Raw genomic sequence first — 15,697 nt, forward strand, 5'->3', positions numbered from 1 at the left:
GCGCATGAGCATTCAGCCAGCACTCCACCGCCAGCACTGTTCCGTGGCCGCTCCCACCCAGGTGTGGCTCGACGCGGAGGGGCGGCTGGGCGGCAGCGGCGGCACGGGGGTGTCCGGTTCCTCCGGGGACGCGGGCGGCGGCTGGTTTACCGGCCTGCTGCACGGGGACACGCGGATGCTGTGCCGGGCCGAGGTCCGGGTGAACGGTCTCGAGCCGGAACCCGCCACCGTCGAAACCGAGGCCGGCGGAGTGCTGCGCGTGCGCGGCCTGGTCCGCGGCATCCCGGGACCCACCGAGGACCCCGCCGTCGAACTTCTCCAGACCTGGACGGTCACCCCCGGGGTGGTCCGGCACTCACTGACCGTGTCCACCTCCCTTGAGTCCCTCGATGTGGACCTTGAAATCCAGCTCGCCGCGGACTTCACGGACATGGCGGCCATTCGACTCAGCCGCTTCCGGGATCCCTCCGCCCCGTTCTCCGCAGACGATTCCACGCTGCGCTGGCGCGACGGCGGGCGGTCCCTGACCGTCGCCGCACCCGGCAGCGCCGCCGCGGGTGAACGGCTCCGCTGGCGCGGCACGGCCCGCCGGGGCCAAGCGTTTGAGGCGGAGTGGCAGGCGGTGCTGGTTGACACCGAGGACGCCGTGGTCGCGGCCCGGCCGGCCGGCCCGCGCCGGGTCCGGGCCGAACCATCCGGCGCCCTGGGCGCGCTGCTGGACAACTCGCTCGATGAACTCGCCGGGCTCCGCCTGGCCACCCGCAAGCTGCCCGACGCGCCGTTCGCCGCCGCTGGTGCGCCCTGGTATTTCACCCTCTTCGGACGCGACTCGTTGTGGGCAGCACGGCTGCTCCTGCCGCTCGACGGTGGGCTCGCGGCCGGAACGCTGCGGGCGCTGGCCCAGTTCCAGGGCGTACGCCACGATCCCGCCGCCGCCGAGGAGCCCGGCAAGATCCTGCACGAACTCCGGTCCAAGGAACTGGTCCTGGAAAGCCAGGGCCTGCGTCTGCCCCCGGTGTACTACGGCGCCGTGGATTCGACCCCGCTGTGGCTGTGCTTGCTGGCCGAGCTTGGCCGCGCCGGGCTCGACGACGCCGCGGTCCGTTCACTCCTGCCCAACGCCGCCCGAGCCGTCGAATGGCTGCTTGCCGCCGGCGGCGCGAGTGGAAGCGCGAACAGCGGCTTCCTCAGCTACTTGGACGTTTCCGGCCACGGGCTGAGCAACCAGGGCTGGAAGGACTCCCGGGATGCCATGCAGTTCCGTGACGGCCGGCTGGCTGACGGGCCGATTGCGCTCTCCGAAGTCCAGGGCTACGCCTATCAGGCCGCCGTGGACACCGCTGAACTCTTCGACGCCTACGGCGAACCCGGCGGGCAGGCGCTACGGGACTTCGCGGAAGCGCTCAAACACAACTTCCGCGAACGCTTCTGGGTCGAGGACGACGACGGTCCCTTCCCGGCCATGGCCTTGGACGGGCACGGTGAAGCGCTGGACATCCCCGGTTCCAACATGGGCCACCTGCTCGGCACCGGAATCCTGGATGCTTCCGAGGCCCGGCTCGTGGCGGACCGTCTGCTGAGCCCGGAACTGTTCTCCGGCTACGGCGTGCACACGATCTCCCGCCGGGCGGCCGGATTCTGGCCCTTCAGCTATCACTGCGGTTCGGTGTGGAGCCATGACACCGCGATCGCGGTCCGCGGGCTGCTCGCCGAGGGGTTCCTCGCCGAGGCCCGGACCATTGCCGAAGGCCTGCTGGCCGCCTCCGCCTCGTTCGGGCACCGCCTGCCGGAACTCTTTGCCGGGATCAGCGCCGGCGAGGCCGGCCGCGCTGTGCCGTATCCGGCGTCGTGCCATCCCCAGGCGTGGTCTTCAGCCTCGGCAGTGGTTCTCGCCCAGGCCCTGGGCGTCGGGTTTTAGCAGACGCCGAGCGTTAGGCGGGCGTCAGGGGGCGGGCGGCCGTTTGGCCTGCGGGTACGGCGTTTCCTGCCGGGCGAGCATCGCGACGAACCCCGCGATTTTTCGTTCCCTGGTGGCGGCCAGCTTGACCGCGTTGGTCCGGTAGATCAGGGCATACCGGTTGACGGAGGTCAGGACCTCAAACATGGCCTGCGCCCGGGGCTCGGCCGCGATGGCCGCGGCGAGGTCCTCGGGGACTTCCGCAGTCGCGGAGCCGGAATAGGCCGCTTCCCACCGGCCATCAGCCTTGGCGCTGTCCACCGCGGCACGGCCCGCCGGAGTCATTTTGTCTGCCGTCTCCAGGCGGCCGATCCGTGCCACGTTCCGGGCGGACCACATGCTTTTCGGTCCCCGGCGGGTCATCCGCTGGAAGGAGCTGTGCTCGTCACGCCGCCGCCCCTGGCCGTCGATCCAACCAAAACAGAGAGCTTCCTGGACGGCGGCCTCGTAATCGAGCTCCGTCACCGAGCCGCCCTTCTTGTGCAGCACCAGCCACACGCCGGGGCTGTGAGCATGGTGTTGCTGCAGCCAATCCCGCCACTGGGCAGCATCCTTGACGAGCAGTTCTTCCAGTTCAACGGCCATGGCACCATTCTGCCCCCACGTGGTTTATCCGGCACGGCCTGACCACGGACCAATGGCCCACTGACCAATCGCCCATGGACCAACGGCACTGCCCGGTGGCGCCGCTTGGTGGGACGATGTCCCTGAGAGCCGAAAACCCGTACAAACCCAAGGAGCGACCATGCTGCGTGTCCGCCCGATCCATTTCACCTCCCGCCTGGATCAATGGGAGCGGTTGCTTACCGGGCTGGGCCTGGTCAAAGTGGTCAACGAGCCCACCTGGCGGGAGTTCGATGCCGGTTCCGGCCGCCTCGCCCTGCACTTGGTCGAGGCGGGCGCCCCCGAGGACGGCACCACGTCCTTTGGCGTCGAAGTGGGCGATTTACCGGAATTTGCCCGGCGGACCGCAGAGGCAGGGGCGGCAGAGGGCGGTACCAGCGCGGAACTCATCGACGCGGACCACGGCCCCTCCTGCCGCGTCAGCGCCCCGGACGGATTCACGTTCCTTGCCGACCCGGCCGTACGTGCCGCCGACGGCAGCTGGGGAGGGACAGCGGCCGCCGACCCGGACATCACCGTCGTCCTGGTCTGGTTCGCCGGCGACGCCGTGGCGGCGGCGCACACCCTGCGCAACATCGGTGCCCGCCCCCGCCCGGTCCGGGCCCCTGGCGGCGGCAGTGGCGGCGCTGACACCAACACGGCGGAGTCCGAGACGTTCACTGCCAAGAACGGCGGTGTCCTGATGGTCGGCACGGGCGCCGGGGCCGGGCGGGCCGGTTTCGGCTTCGAATATGCCGGCGACTTCGCTGCCCTCCGCGGGCGTCTCGCCGCGGCCGGACTCGAAGCGGCAGCAGCCGGTGAGACGGCCATCCCCAACCTGCATGTAGCGAACCCCGACGCAGGCGGGCAGGCCGCACGGCCGCCGGTCTGGATCTCCGCGGCGCCGCCTGCAGGGTGAGGGCGCCGCCCGCAGGGTGAGTGGGAGCACGTCCCGGCCGCAGGGATGGGGTAGAACTTAACCATGAACGTTCGCACTCCTGACCCGAACCCCGGCTGGCTCTCCGAAGATGATTTGTTCGAGGCCCGCGGCCGGTTGCCCATGGTCTACGTCGAGGCCGTCCCGGTCCGGCTTGATCCGCTCGGGTTCGTGAACGAGGTCGGCACTTTGCTGCAGGCCGAGGAGGACGGGACGATGGTCCGTTCGCTGGTCTCCGGCCGGGTGCTGTACCGCGAGACCATCCGGGCGGCCTTGCTGCGCCACATGGAGAAAGATCTTGGTCCGCTGGCTTTTCCGCAGTTGCCCATCAGCCCTGTGCCGTTTACGGTGGCCGAATACTTTCCGTCCCCGTCCCACACCGGTTTTACCGATGACCGCCAGCACGCCGTGGCTCTGGCATACGTCATCCCGGTCACCGGCGAATGCTCCCCGCGGCAGGACGCCTTGGAACTGACTTGGATGACCCCGCAGGAAGTCATGAGCTCGGATGTCCAGCTCGAATTCAGCGGCGGCCGCGGCGCCCTGATCCGCCAGGCATTGGCGTTCGCCGGCGTCGGGAACTGACCGCCTGACGCTGGGTCCCCAACTTCGCATGCGCGCCTTTGTAGACTGGTGGGCGGACCGCAAAAGAATTTAAGGACTCCAGATGACCCACCCCCCGGCCGCCCAGAACTACATCGAACAGCAGGCTGGATCACTGCAGAGCGGCGATCGGCTGTTGCTGCCCGACGGCAACCGCTCTGCCGAAATCCAGCGCGTGGAAGTCGAAACCGATGACTTCGGTACGCCGGCCGTGGTCCTTGCAACCCTCACCGGCGGCGGTGGACTCCGCATCGCTGCCGCATCGACCGTCCTGATCCTGACCGCCCACCACGGCCCGGATGCACCGCTCGGACACGCCGGCACGCCCGGGCAGACCTTGGAACCGGACGCGGGTGCCGCCAGCGGACAGGCCGGCGCCGCGGAGCAAAAAAACACCGGTGTTGGCGACTCTGCCGGGGACCGGGACGCGGCAGCCGGCGGAGGCGCCGCTCCCGCCGTCGTGGTCCCGCCCCTGCCGCCCGCTCCGCCCGCGGTGAGCGGTCCCAGCGACGAGGATCTTGCGCTGATCCCGACGCCGGAGGGCACGCCTGAGTCCGTCGTGGAGGCTGCCGCCGGGGCGCACCCGGACTCCGGAGGGGTGCTGCTGCTCAGCGAACGTCTCGCGAAGGGCATTAACACCAAGTCGGGAAGTTGCCTCAAGGACCTCAGCGACCTCGCGCAGGAACTTTTCATCGTGCTCAAGGATGCGGAAGGTGCCCTCGCGGTCGCCGATGTGCTCAATGTGCTTCCCTTCGACGGCAACCGCGGCCGGTGGGCGTCGGTGGAGGCTGCGTTGGCCCTCTCCAGCTACATCTGCCGCCAGCTCGGCCAGGAGGAACGCGCCGCTGTCTACGAGAAGTTCCTCCGCGCCCCCGATTCCATGGAGACGGATCCGTTCAAGTCCCGGATCAACGCCAAGGTCCGGCAGCGCTCGCTCAACGAGCCCAATCTGTACGACAAGGAAATCTTCCGTGCGATCGACAACTCGAACCCGGGTGCCGAACGTGAATGGCGGCTCCTGCGGCTCGAGGCGCTGCTGTTCCTGCGCGCCCACGGCGGTTCGGAGACCATCGGCGGGGCGGAGCTGGAGCGCCGGATCGGCAACGAACTCGAGTCCGTGCGTTCCTGAGGCGTTAAGCCCCTACCCTCTTCACGGCCGGGCGTTGTAAGTTCGGCCCATGACGAACAATCTGAGCGTGGTTATCAATTCCGACGCGCAGCAGGTTTGGACGATGCTGCGCGAACCCGCCAAGGTGGCCCAGTGGCATGGCTGGGATGCCGATGACCAGGCGGCCGAGATCAATGAGATCTATTTCAGCCCCAAGGTGATCGAAGGCGCGGACCACACCTCTCTGGTGGTCGACGGCGGGGATGTGTTCACCTTGCAACCGGTCCCGTCCGGCACCGAGCTCAGCGTTACGCGGGCCGCGGTGGACCACAATTCCGAGTGGGCAGCCTGGGACGAGGACATCACCCAGGGATGGCTGACCTTCCTCCAGCAGCTGCGCTTCGCCCTGGAACGGCATCCGCACGGCAAACGGCGGACCTTTTTCTTCTCCGTTCCCGGGAACAAAGGGTCCGCCATTGAGCTGCTGGGTTTGTCCGGCGTTCCGCAGCCGGGTGAGCCGTACTCGCTCACCCTGGCTACGGGCGAGGAAGTCTCGGGAAAGGTCTGGTTCCGCAGCAACCACCAGGTGGGCATCACGGTCCACCACTATGCGGAACACGGCGAGGGCCTGGTCATTGTGGCGGACCAGCCGGCCATCAAGGATCTCCGGCCGGAGGGAGGGTCCCTGGCCATCGTCTCCATGTACGACCTCGGGGCGCACCAGCTGGAGTCCATCCGCGATTACTGGGACAAGTGGCGGGCTGAGAACTACCCCACATCCGATCCGCTGCACTAAGAGTTGGGGGCTGTTAGCTGGCACACTTGAACGGTGCCCGCCAATCCTGAAGTTCCCGTGTCATCGCTCCACCCGGCCCAGCAGTCCGAGTTTTCCTTCCGCGTGGGCAAACGCCTGAGCGAAAGCTGCTCGCCGTCGGAGGCCCAAGTCAGCTCCAACGGCGGTGAATTCCTCGGCCGCACCGGAACGCTCAGCACCCCCCACGGTGAGATCCAAACCCCGGCTTTCATCGCCGTTGGCACCAAGGCCACGGTCAAAGCGGTCCTCCCGGAGTCCGTCGCAGAGCTGGGTGCCCAGGCCGTGCTGGCCAACGCCTACCATCTTTACCTGCAGCCCGGAGCGGACATCTTGGATGAGGCCGGCGGCCTGGGGGCCTTCATGAACTGGCGCGGGCCCACCTTCACCGACTCCGGCGGGTTCCAGGTGATGAGCCTGGGCTCAGGATTCAAGAAGGTCATCGACATGAAGACCGGGCCTGTTGCGGACGCCGCCGTCCCCGACGACGCCGTCGCCCCCGGCAAGGAACGACTCGCCCACGTGGACGAGGAGGGCGTGTGGTTCAAAAGCCACCTCAACGGCGACCGGCACCGCTTCAGCCCCGAGATCTCCATGCATGTCCAACACCAGATCGGTGCGGACATCATGTTCGCTTTTGACGAGCTGACCACCCTGCAGAATTCCCGCGGGTACCAGGAGGAGTCCTTGGAGCGCACCCGGCGGTGGGCTGAACGCTGCATCACCGAGCACTTCCGCCTGACGGACGAGCGCGCGGGGAAGCCCTACCAGGCGCTGTTCGGCGTGATCCAGGGCGCCCAGTACGAGGATCTGCGCCGTAAGGCATGCCGGGATCTCGGTGCCATGAACTTCGATGGATTCGGCATCGGCGGGGCCCTGGAGAAAGAGAACCTGGGCACGATCGTGCGCTGGTGCAACGAGGAGCTGCCGGAGAACAAGCCCCGGCACCTGCTCGGCATCTCCGAGCCGGATGACATCTTCACCGCCATCGAGAACGGCGCGGATACCTTCGATTGCGTCTCCCCCACCCGGGTGGCCCGCAACTCGGCGTTCTATCACCCCACCGGCCGGTACAACCTCTCCGGCGCCATGTACAAGCGTGACTTCGGCCCGCTGCAGGAAGGTTGCGACTGCTACGCCTGCCTGAATTATTCGCGGGCTTACATCCACCACCTGTTCAAGGCCAAGGAGATGGTTTCGGCCACCCTGATCTCCATCCATAACGAGCGCTTCGTCGTGAAAATGGTCGACGACGCCCGCCTCGCCATCGAGGACGGGACCTTCTTCGAGTTCAAGGCCGAGACCCTGGGCCGGTACTACTCCTAGGCGTTCGCGTGCACCCGCCGTCGACGTCCTCCACCGATAGTTGGTTCCTCCACCGATAGTTGGTGACGGGGCCGGTTCGGATATCCTGACCGGATGCTCATCGAGATTCCTGCCGCAGACGGCACCGCCGAGGCCCTCGTGGCCCGACCCTCCGCCGGCTCGGGCCCGTTCCCGGGTGTCATCCTCTACATGGATGCCTTCGGCCTGCGCCCCCGCATCCAGGACATGGCACAGCGCATCGCCGACTGGGGCTTCGTCGTCCTGGCACCTAATGTCTTCTACCGGGAAGGCACGGCGGCCGAACTGGCACCGGACCTGGACATGACCACGCCGGAGGGCCGCGAGGCAGCCGGCGGGGCCGCATTCCCGCGGGTCGGACGCCTCACCACGGCCAAAGCGCAGCCGGACATCACAGCCTGGGTGGAAGCGCTGGGCCTGCTCGACTGCGTCGCGCCCGGCCCGATCGGCGTCGTCGGCTACTGCATGGGCGCACGGCTTGCTGTCCGGACGGCGACCGCACACCCGGACGTTGTTGCGGCCTGCGGCGGTTTCCACGGCGGCGGACTTGCGACCGACGCCCCGGACAGCCCCCATCTCGGGCTGGGCAACGCCCGGGCCCGGTTCGTGTTCGGCCACGCCGATCATGATCAAAGCATGAATTCCGACGCCGTGGCGCGGCTGGGCACGGCCCTGGACGGTGCAGGCCTGAGCGCCGCCAACGAGATCTACGCCGGCGCTCCGCACGGCTACTCCATGGCGGACACCTCGGCCTTCCACCCGGAGGCCACCGAGCGGCACTTCCGCGAACTCCGCGACCTGCTGGACGGAACGCTCAAGGTCTAACAGACGCAGGCCCGCACCCCCGCCGCCGCGGCGCCATTTCGACGGTTCCCTGCGCCCACGACGTGCAAAAGCGTCGAGGAGGCAGGGAACCGTCGAACCGGCGTTGTCCACATACCCGGCAGGGGCTCTGGGTTGCGTGGGTGTGCGGGGGTGACGCTGGTCCTATGACCTCCGGACTCCCTGCCGGCACGGACCTCTGGCGCACGGACCAGCTCCTCGCCGAGGGATTGAATTCCCGCTCCATCGCCCAACTGGCGGAGGCGGCAGAGCTCGTCCGGGTGCGCCGCGGCTGCTATGCCCGCGGAGAATGGTGGCGGCAATTGAGCAGCACCGCCCAGCGACGGCAGCTAATCTCCGCCCACGCACTGGGAACGCTGACGACCTCGTCGGGAGGGTTCGTCTACAGCCACGTCTCGGGTGCCAGCCTGCACGGGCTTCAGCTGTGGAAAGTCAATAACCGTGTGCATCTGACCCAGGAGGGCCGACCGTCCGGAATCTCGCACGGGCGCGATGTCGTGGCCCATACCCGGTTCCTGGAGAGCCGCGAGCTGTGCTTCGTGGACGGGCTTCCGAGCACCTCGTTGGAACGCACCGTCGTGGATTGCTGCCTGATGTTCACCGTGCCCCAAGCCGTGATCCTGATGGATCACGCCGCCCGGCTGGGCGCGGACCTTGGTCTCATCAAGTCCCAGTGCGGCACCCTTGCGGGCCGCAACGGAGTGGTCGCTTTGCGTCGAGCGCTCGAACTCGCCGACCCCCGCTCCGAGTCGGCCGGCGAGAGCCTCACCCGTGAATTGCTGCATCGGCTGAGAATCACCCCGCCCGTGCCGCAATACGTGGTCCGGACCCCGCATGGTGAGCACCGGCTGGATTTTGCCTGGCCCGAGCGCAAGGTGGCTCTGGAGTTTGACGGAAGGAGCAAGTACTTCGAATACGGCCCCACCGGCGACGTCCTGTTCGCGGAACGGCGCCGCGAGAAAGCGCTGATGGAGCAAGGCTGGACGATCCTGCGGATCGAGTGGAAGGCCCTGTTCAACGAGGTGGAGTTCAAGTACCGGGTGCTGCGCGCACTGAACCACGGCGGATAAGCCGGCGTCGCGCCATGTCGGCGGTTCCGCGCAGGCTCAATGCTTCGAAGCATCGAGCGGGCACGGAACCATCGAAGGGGGCGGAGTGCGAAGGGCCGCGGTGAGCGGGCCGGTTACGCGCCGTAGCTTGGTTCGCGTTTCTTTACCCAGCCGATGGCGAGCGCGGTCAGCGGCACGAAGGCGAACTCCACCAGCGTCTTATAAACAAAGCCCACCAGAACGTAATTAACGAACGCCCCGGCGTCGGTAATTCCAATTACGGAGGCGGCGATGCTGCAGAAGATCAGGGTGTCCACGAATTCGCCGACCCCCGAGGAACCCATCAGGCGGGCCCACAGCGACTTCTCCCCGGACCGTGCCTTCATCTTCACCAGGATCCAGGAGTTGATCGTTTGGCCCGCGAAAAAGGCCAGGAGTGAGGCCAGGACGATCTGTGGGACCGGCCCCAAGGCACTCTCCAGCGCGGCCTGCTTGGCAATTCCGAAGTCATCGCTGAAGCCGGGCAACGCGATGATGATCCAGTAACAGAGGGACGCGAAGACCGAGAGTGCGAAGCTGGTGACGATGGCCTTGCGCGCCACCTTGAAGCCGTAGACCTCGCTGATAACGTCGCCCAGGATGTAAGCCAGAGGAAAAAGGAAGAATCCGCCGTCGGTGATGACCGGCCCGATTGCCACGCCTTTGGAGGCCCCGATGTTGGACAGGATCAGAACCACGGCCATGACGGCGAGCATGATGCCTAAGTACGGTGAACCGATCGTGGCGAATCTGGGCGGGGCGGCAGCCGGCAGGGTCTTGGCCGAAGTCATGGGGAATCCATTCGTAGTGGTTTGCCCGGCGCCCGGGTCCGCACGCAGGCGGAGGTGGGGCGGCGAGCTGTATTAGCACTGGAGGGTCCCGGCGGGTGGCCGCCGGAACCGGACTCCATTCTCTCACCAGTTGGCGCCGGTAACACCGTCCCGCCCAACCCTTCCTGCCACGCTGTGAACGGTCCTCACGTGGTGGCAGGATGGGGCCTCATCCGGCCGAGCAGCGGGGAGGTGACCGTGCTCGGCGGGCGCGTTATTCCGGGCCACGATCCTGCAGCTCCGGTTCGCAGACAACGCTCAATAGCCCCGGACTTAGCGACGCGGACTGCCACTTCGACGGTTCCCTGCCGGGTCGACGTTGCTCAGCGTCGGGTGGGCACGGAACCGTCGAAACGGTCCGCCGCACCTTAGCGGCCCGAGGCGTCGACCAGGTCCTTGTCGTCATCCTTCGGACCCGTGGCCCCCGTGCCGGTGCCGACCGCAGCCGGTTCCCAAGCGTGTCCCTGCTCATGGTCGAGGTGCGTGGATTTCTTGTTCTTCAGCGCGAAGATGTACACCAGCAAGGAGAGGCCGATGGCCACGGTGACGTAGGTGAAGAACAGCTCCACCTGGTCGGACTTCTGCAGGGCAGCACCGATCAGCGGCACGGTGCCGCCGAAGAGAGAGTTGGCGATCGCATAGCCCAGGCCCACGCCCAGGGCACGGATTGAGGCCGGGAACAGCTCGGCTTTCACGAGGGCGTTGATGGAGGTGTAGCCGCCCACGATCAGCAGGCCGCCCATCATCAGCAGGAAGGCGATGAAAGGGTCCTTGGTGCCTGCCAGCGTCGAAAGCAGCGGCCAGGTGAACAGCACGCCGGTGATGCCGAACCAGAGCAGCAGCGGCTTGCGTCCGACCTTGTCCGAGATGATGCCGTAGACGGGCTGGAGCAGCATGAAGATGAACAGCGCCCAGAAGTTGATCACCGAGGTGTCGGTCTTGGCGATGCCGGACGTATCGTTCATGAACTTCAGGAGGAAGTTGGTGTACGTGTAGAAGCCCACCGTGCCGCCGAGGGTGACACCGATGCAGATAAGCAACGGCTTCCAATAGCTGCTGAACAACAGCTTCATGGTGCCCGGCCGGGCCGCACCGGCTGCGGCGGGAGCCTTGGCCGCCTCCACCTGCTCGGCGGAGACAGTCTCTTCCATGGAGCGCCGCAGCCACAGGACCACGAGCGCGGCCACGCCGCCGATCGCGAACGGGATGCGCCAGCCCCACTCGGTCAACTCGCCCTTGGGCATGACGTTCTGCAGGATTACGAGGACCAGCAGCGCCAGCATCTGGCCGCCAATCAGTGTGACGTACTGGAAGCTGGAGAAGAAGCCCCGGCGCTTGGAGGTGGCGGCCTCGGACATGTAGGTCGCGCTGGTTCCGTATTCACCGCCGACAGAGAAGCCCTGGATAAGCCTCACGAGGACCAGCAGGATCATGGCCCAGATGCCGATCTGCTGCTGCGTGGGCAGGATGGCGATCGCGAAGGATCCCGCGGACATCATGGTCACACTGAGCGTCAGCGCCGCCTTGCGTCCCTTGCGGTCGGCATAACGGCCGAAGAACCAGGCCCCCACCGGCCGCATCAGGAACGAGGTCGAGAAAACAGCCATGGCCTCAAGGCCCGCCTGCAGATCATCGGTGGAGTTGAAGAAGTGCGACTGGAAATATGCTGCGAATGCGGTGTAAACGTAAACGTCGTACCACTCCACAAGGTTGCCGGCAGATCCCTTGAGGATGTTGCTCACGGCTTTTCTCGTCTGCGCCGATTCGGACAGTTGGGTGCTCATCAATGAACCTTCCTGGATCCGGCGCTGCAAGAAAGCAACACCGTCCGCCACCTTAGTAGTGGTGATCGGGAACACTTCGGTTTTGTTCATATTGGTCATGTGCATAATGCGGGCAACCCCTGGGGCTGGCAGGATGGGGCCATGACCTCTGCAGTTGACTTCCCCGCGGCCGTGACTCCCGGCGCCGCCACCTCCCCCGCCGTCGCCCTCACCATCGCGGGGTCGGAAGCGACCGGCGGCGCCGGCGCGCAGGCTGACCTAAAGACCTTCCAGGAGCTCGGCGTTTTCGGCATCGCGAACCTGACCTGCATCGTCTCATTCGACCCGAAGGACAACTGGAATCACCGCTTCGTTCCGGTGGACCAGCAGGTCATCGCGGACCAGTTGGAGGCGACGACGGCGGCCTACGGTGCCGCGTCCGGCGCACCGTCGGTGCTGGACACCGTCAAGATCGGCATGCTCGGCAGCCCCGCAACCATTTCCACCGTGGCCTCGGCGTTGACCGCTGCCGCCTTCAAAAACGTGGTGCTGGATCCGGTCCTGATCTGCAAAGGCCAGGAGCCGGGGCATGCGCTGGACACTGACGAGGCCCTCAAGGCGCAAATCCTGCCGCTGGCCACGTTCGTCACACCGAACCACTTCGAGGCCGAGTCGCTCTCCGGACTCGCAATCACAGACCTGGAATCACTCAAAGCTGCAGCCGTCCGCATTCACGAACTCAGCGGCGCCGCGGTGCTCGCCAAGGGCGGCGTGCGCCTGAGCGGGCCGGACGCCGTCGACGTCTATTTCGACGGCCAGATCCTGGAGGTCCTGTCCGCCCCGAAAGTGGGCGAAGTGGCTGTCTCCGGCGCCGGCTGCTCGCTGGCTGCCGCGGTGACGGCGGAACTGGCCAAGGGTGCGACGCCGCTGGAGGCCGCCCGCACCGCAAAAGCCTTCGTGACCGCCGGCATTCACAACCGGGTGGCCTCGGGCGCACCCTTCGACGCCCTCTGGCAGGGCGGACCGCGCTAGCAGCATCCGAGGCCACGGAGGATGGCACATGGCACGGCACTTTGAGACCGTGGACCACTACATCGCGTCCCACCCCGCCGATGTCCAGTCGATCCGCCAGGAAGTACGGTGTTGCTGCCACGCTGCGGTTCCGGGCTCGGGCGAGAAGATCAGTCACGGCATCCCGACAATTACGCTCGGCGGAGCCTCTGTGGTGCACTTCGCCGGGTGGGCGCACCATGTGTCCATGCACCCCGGGCCCGACGGCGAGCCAAGGTTCCGCGCGCCCATCGCCCCCTACCGCGCCTCCAAGGGCACCTTGAGTTTTCCGCTCACGGGCCGTTTCGACGGTTCCCTGCCCACTCGACGCGTTCCGGCGTCGAACCTGCACGGAACCGTCGAAACGGCGATGGAGGCGGCGGTGGCGGTGCAGACGGTCCGGGACGCCGGCCCGGGACACGCCGTATTCAGCGCCGCGGAATGTTCCGAAGGTTGCTCCGTGCCATGCTCACGGCTTCGCCGGCGCCCCGGTTCAGGACCACCTTGGACATGGCGGTGGCGAACCCGAGGATCTGGGCGCCCTTGATTTTCGGCGGGAGAGACAGCGCCTGCGGATCGGTGATCAACTCCACCAGGGAAGGCCCCGGATGGGCGAAAGCCTCCCGGTACGCTGCCTCGATCCGGGACGGATCTGTGACCCGGACGGCGTGGAAGCCCAGTGCTTTGGCCACCTCCGCGTAGTTGGCGTCCGGCACGTCCACGCCGAAGTCGGGCAGCCCGTCCACCAGCATTTCCAGCTTGACCATGCCCAGGGTGGAGTTGTTGAACACCACCACGTTCACCGGAAGCCGGTGCGCGGCCACAGTGATCAGTTCCCCCAGCAGCATCGACAGGCCGCCGTCGCCGGAGACCGAGACCACCTGGCGCCCGGGGTAGGCCAGCTGGGCGCCGATCGCGTGCGGCAGCGCGTTCGCCATGGAACCGTGCAGATACGAACCGATCAGGCGGCGGGTGCCCAGCGGGTTGATGTACCGGGCGGTCCAAACGTTGCACATTCCCGTGTCCGCGGTGAAGACAGCGTCCTCCGCCGCCACCTGGTCCAGCAGCGAGGCCGCATATTCCGGGTGGATCGGCTCGGTCTTCTCAACCTTGCGCGTATAGGCGCCGACGGCCTTGTTCATCAGCCGGTCGTGCTTCTTGAGCATGGCATCGAGGAAGCGGCTGCTCTTCTTCGGCTTCAACAATGGCATCAGCGCAGCGAGCGTGGGCAGCACGTCCCCGTGCACAGCGACGTCGACGTCGGTCCGCCGGCCGAGGTTCTGCGCGGCACGGTCCACCTGCGCCGTCCGGGTTCCGGGCAGAAACTGGTCGTACGGGAAGTCGGTGCCCAGCAGAATCAGCAGGTCCGCGTCCTCGATCCCCTCCGCCGCAGCGCCGTAACCCAGCAGCCCTGTCATGCCGATGTCGTAGGGATTTTCGTACTGCATGAAGTCCTTGCCCCGCAGTGAGTGTCCGATCGGCGCGTTGATGGCCTCGGCCAGGGCAATGACCTCATCGTGGGCGCCTTCGACGCCGGCGCCTGCAAAGATCGCCACTTTGCCGGCGGCGTTAATGGCGTCGGCAAGCTCCCGCACACTGGCGGGGTCCGGCACCAGCACGGCAGGCCGGAACGCTGCCGGTGCGGGGCTTTCCACCGTCGCCTGAAGTCCGGCGATGTCACCGGGGAGGGTGACGACGGCGACGCCGCGGAGCGCGACGGCGTGCTGGATGGCGCTGTGCATCACGCGGGGAGCCTGCTCGGCGGTGCTGATCAACTCGGAATACACCGAGCACTCGTTGAACAGGCGGTCCGGATGCGTCTCCTGGAAGAAACTGCTGCCGATCTGTTTGCTGGGGATATGCGAGGCGATGGCCAGCACCGGCGCGCCGGAGCGGTTGGCGTCGTACAGGCCGTTGATGAGGTGAAGGTTGCCCGGCCCACAAGAACCTGCGCAGACCGCCAGGCGGCCGGTAAGTTGCGCCTCGGCCGCGGCAGCGAAGGCCGCGGCCTCCTCGTGCCGGACATGGATCCAGTCGATCCCGCCCTTCGCGGCACCGCCGGTTTTCCGGACGGCGTCGACGATCGGGTTGAGACTGTCGCCAACAATGCCGTAGATCCGCTGCACACCGGCAGCCTGGAGTTGTTCGACAAGTTGGGTGGCTAGTTCCTTGGCCATAGTGCACGCTCCCGCGGGGTGGATCGATGGTCTGTCACTGGCCAATATATAGTCTGCCCGCCGGTCGGCGCTTCCAGTTCCGGCCGTGCCCCGTCCACCGCCATGTCTGCAGCACGGATCAGCCGATGGCGGCTGTCAGTGCGGAGTCCCGGCTAAGGCTCGTGTAACCGGTCTTCGTCCCGGTAACCCGGACCTTAAGGGCACCGCCCTTGTCGCCCGCGACGAGTTTGTAGGTCTGGGCCGTGGCACCCGTAATGGCCGTGGTGCCGCGGTACCACTGGTATTTGAGGGTTACGGGCGAGGGGACCCAGGCTCCGGGGGTTGCTGTCAGCGTGCTACCCACGGTCTTGGTTCCTGCGATCGTGGGGGTTGGGCCGGTCAACGTGCCCGCGGCCACGGCCGCCGTCGCCGCGGACGACTTCGCCGCCGAGGTGAACCCGGCTTTCGACCCGGTCACCCGGACCGTGAGCGTCTTAGCCAAATCCTCCGAAACCGCCGTGTACGCAGCGGCCGTCGCTCCCGTAATAGCTACCCCGCTGCGGAACCACTGGTACCCCAGCGTCACCGGAGCCGGACCCCACAC

At 66.9% G+C, this 15,697-nt stretch carries 13 protein-coding genes and 1 pseudogene; 9 read left to right on the forward strand and 5 right to left on the reverse strand.

Annotation, left to right across the window (positions count from 1 at the left end):
- Positions 1–4: 4 nt before the first annotated feature.
- The gene (locus RCH15_RS11420) at positions 5–1,918 is read left to right on the forward strand and encodes a glycogen debranching N-terminal domain-containing protein (RefSeq protein WP_326960776.1); all 1,914 of its coding nucleotides are present in this window, start codon (positions 5–7) and stop codon (positions 1,916–1,918) included.
- Between the two features lie 24 nt (positions 1,919–1,942).
- Here the strand turns inward: RCH15_RS11420 and RCH15_RS11425 are convergent, their stop codons facing one another.
- The gene (locus RCH15_RS11425) at positions 1,943–2,542 is read right to left on the reverse strand and encodes a YdeI/OmpD-associated family protein (RefSeq protein WP_326960777.1); all 600 of its coding nucleotides are present in this window, start codon (positions 2,540–2,542) and stop codon (positions 1,943–1,945) included.
- A gap of 160 nt (positions 2,543–2,702) precedes the next feature.
- Here RCH15_RS11425 and RCH15_RS11430 point away from each other — a divergent pair, with 160 nt between their 5' ends.
- From RCH15_RS11430 to RCH15_RS11460, 7 genes are all read left to right on the forward strand, one after another.
- Entirely contained in the window at positions 2,703–3,479 is a 777-nt protein-coding gene (locus tag RCH15_RS11430; RefSeq protein ID WP_326960778.1) for a VOC family protein, read from the forward strand.
- Positions 3,480–3,542: 63 nt separating this feature from the next.
- On the forward strand, positions 3,543–4,082 hold the full coding sequence (locus RCH15_RS11435; RefSeq protein ID WP_326960779.1) for an NUDIX hydrolase family protein: 540 nt from the start codon (positions 3,543–3,545) through the stop codon (positions 4,080–4,082).
- An 82-nt stretch (positions 4,083–4,164) separates the two neighbouring features.
- Entirely contained in the window at positions 4,165–5,229 is a 1,065-nt protein-coding gene (locus RCH15_RS11440; RefSeq protein ID WP_326960780.1) for a DUF6707 family protein, read from the forward strand.
- A 49-nt stretch (positions 5,230–5,278) separates the two neighbouring features.
- Entirely contained in the window at positions 5,279–6,004 is a 726-nt protein-coding gene (locus RCH15_RS11445) for an SRPBCC domain-containing protein (RefSeq protein ID WP_326960781.1), read from the forward strand.
- A gap of 33 nt (positions 6,005–6,037) precedes the next feature.
- On the forward strand, positions 6,038–7,345 hold the full coding sequence (tgt, locus tag RCH15_RS11450; RefSeq protein WP_326960782.1) for a tRNA guanosine(34) transglycosylase Tgt: 1,308 nt from the start codon (positions 6,038–6,040) through the stop codon (positions 7,343–7,345).
- 93 nt (positions 7,346–7,438) lie between these two features.
- Positions 7,439–8,188 (forward strand): dienelactone hydrolase family protein, encoded by a 750-nt coding sequence (locus tag RCH15_RS11455; protein WP_326960783.1) that lies wholly within the window; start codon positions 7,439–7,441, stop codon positions 8,186–8,188.
- Positions 8,189–8,352: 164 nt separating this feature from the next.
- Positions 8,353–9,276 carry a type IV toxin-antitoxin system AbiEi family antitoxin domain-containing protein gene (locus RCH15_RS11460; RefSeq protein ID WP_326960784.1) on the forward strand — a complete coding sequence of 308 codons (924 nt, stop codon included), beginning with the start codon at positions 8,353–8,355 and terminating at the stop codon, positions 9,274–9,276.
- A gap of 113 nt (positions 9,277–9,389) precedes the next feature.
- Here RCH15_RS11460 and RCH15_RS11465 read toward each other — a convergent pair whose 3' ends face one another.
- The gene (locus tag RCH15_RS11465) at positions 9,390–10,085 is read right to left on the reverse strand and encodes a queuosine precursor transporter (protein ID WP_326960785.1); all 696 of its coding nucleotides are present in this window, start codon (positions 10,083–10,085) and stop codon (positions 9,390–9,392) included.
- Positions 10,086–10,492: 407 nt separating this feature from the next.
- Positions 10,493–11,908 carry an MFS transporter gene (locus RCH15_RS11470; RefSeq protein WP_326960795.1) on the reverse strand — a complete coding sequence of 472 codons (1,416 nt, stop codon included), beginning with the start codon at positions 11,906–11,908 and terminating at the stop codon, positions 10,493–10,495.
- Positions 11,909–12,049: 141 nt separating this feature from the next.
- Here RCH15_RS11470 and RCH15_RS11475 point away from each other — a divergent pair, with 141 nt between their 5' ends.
- Positions 12,050–12,919, forward strand: a complete 870-nt coding sequence (locus tag RCH15_RS11475) for a hydroxymethylpyrimidine/phosphomethylpyrimidine kinase (protein WP_326960786.1) — start codon at positions 12,050–12,052, stop codon at positions 12,917–12,919.
- 446 nt (positions 12,920–13,365) lie between these two features.
- On the opposite strand, the gene RCH15_RS11480 is transcribed toward RCH15_RS11475, so the two are convergent.
- Both RCH15_RS11480 and RCH15_RS11485 read right to left on the reverse strand, forming a co-directional pair.
- Positions 13,366–15,114, reverse strand: coding sequence for a pyruvate dehydrogenase (locus RCH15_RS11480; RefSeq protein WP_326960787.1), 1,749 nt, complete (start codon positions 15,112–15,114; stop codon positions 13,366–13,368).
- A gap of 118 nt (positions 15,115–15,232) precedes the next feature.
- A pseudogene (locus RCH15_RS11485) lies at positions 15,233–15,697 on the reverse strand (hypothetical protein); the annotation flags it as partial.

It is taken from the genome of Arthrobacter sp. MP_M4, assembly GCF_035984855.1.
Classification (GTDB): domain Bacteria; phylum Actinomycetota; class Actinomycetes; order Actinomycetales; family Micrococcaceae; genus Arthrobacter.

Bases quoted from the DNA above. Each gene is read 5' to 3' on its own strand.
- RCH15_RS11420 (WP_326960776.1), top strand. From the start codon at position 5: ATGAGCATTCAGCCAGCACTCCACCGCCAGCACTGTTCCGTGGCCGCT.
- RCH15_RS11425 (WP_326960777.1), bottom strand. From the start codon at position 2,542: ATGGCCGTTGAACTGGAAGAACTGCTCGTCAAGGATGCTGCCCAGTGG.
- RCH15_RS11430 (WP_326960778.1), top strand. From the start codon at position 2,703: ATGCTGCGTGTCCGCCCGATCCATTTCACCTCCCGCCTGGATCAATGG.
- RCH15_RS11435 (WP_326960779.1), top strand. From the start codon at position 3,543: ATGAACGTTCGCACTCCTGACCCGAACCCCGGCTGGCTCTCCGAAGAT.
- RCH15_RS11440 (WP_326960780.1), top strand. From the start codon at position 4,165: ATGACCCACCCCCCGGCCGCCCAGAACTACATCGAACAGCAGGCTGGA.
- RCH15_RS11445 (WP_326960781.1), top strand. From the start codon at position 5,279: ATGACGAACAATCTGAGCGTGGTTATCAATTCCGACGCGCAGCAGGTT.
- RCH15_RS11455 (WP_326960783.1), top strand. From the start codon at position 7,439: ATGCTCATCGAGATTCCTGCCGCAGACGGCACCGCCGAGGCCCTCGTG.
- RCH15_RS11460 (WP_326960784.1), top strand. From the start codon at position 8,353: ATGACCTCCGGACTCCCTGCCGGCACGGACCTCTGGCGCACGGACCAG.
- RCH15_RS11465 (WP_326960785.1), bottom strand. From the start codon at position 10,085: ATGACTTCGGCCAAGACCCTGCCGGCTGCCGCCCCGCCCAGATTCGCC.
- RCH15_RS11470 (WP_326960795.1), bottom strand. From the start codon at position 11,908: ATGAGCACCCAACTGTCCGAATCGGCGCAGACGAGAAAAGCCGTGAGC.
- RCH15_RS11475 (WP_326960786.1), top strand. From the start codon at position 12,050: ATGACCTCTGCAGTTGACTTCCCCGCGGCCGTGACTCCCGGCGCCGCC.
- RCH15_RS11480 (WP_326960787.1), bottom strand. From the start codon at position 15,114: ATGGCCAAGGAACTAGCCACCCAACTTGTCGAACAACTCCAGGCTGCC.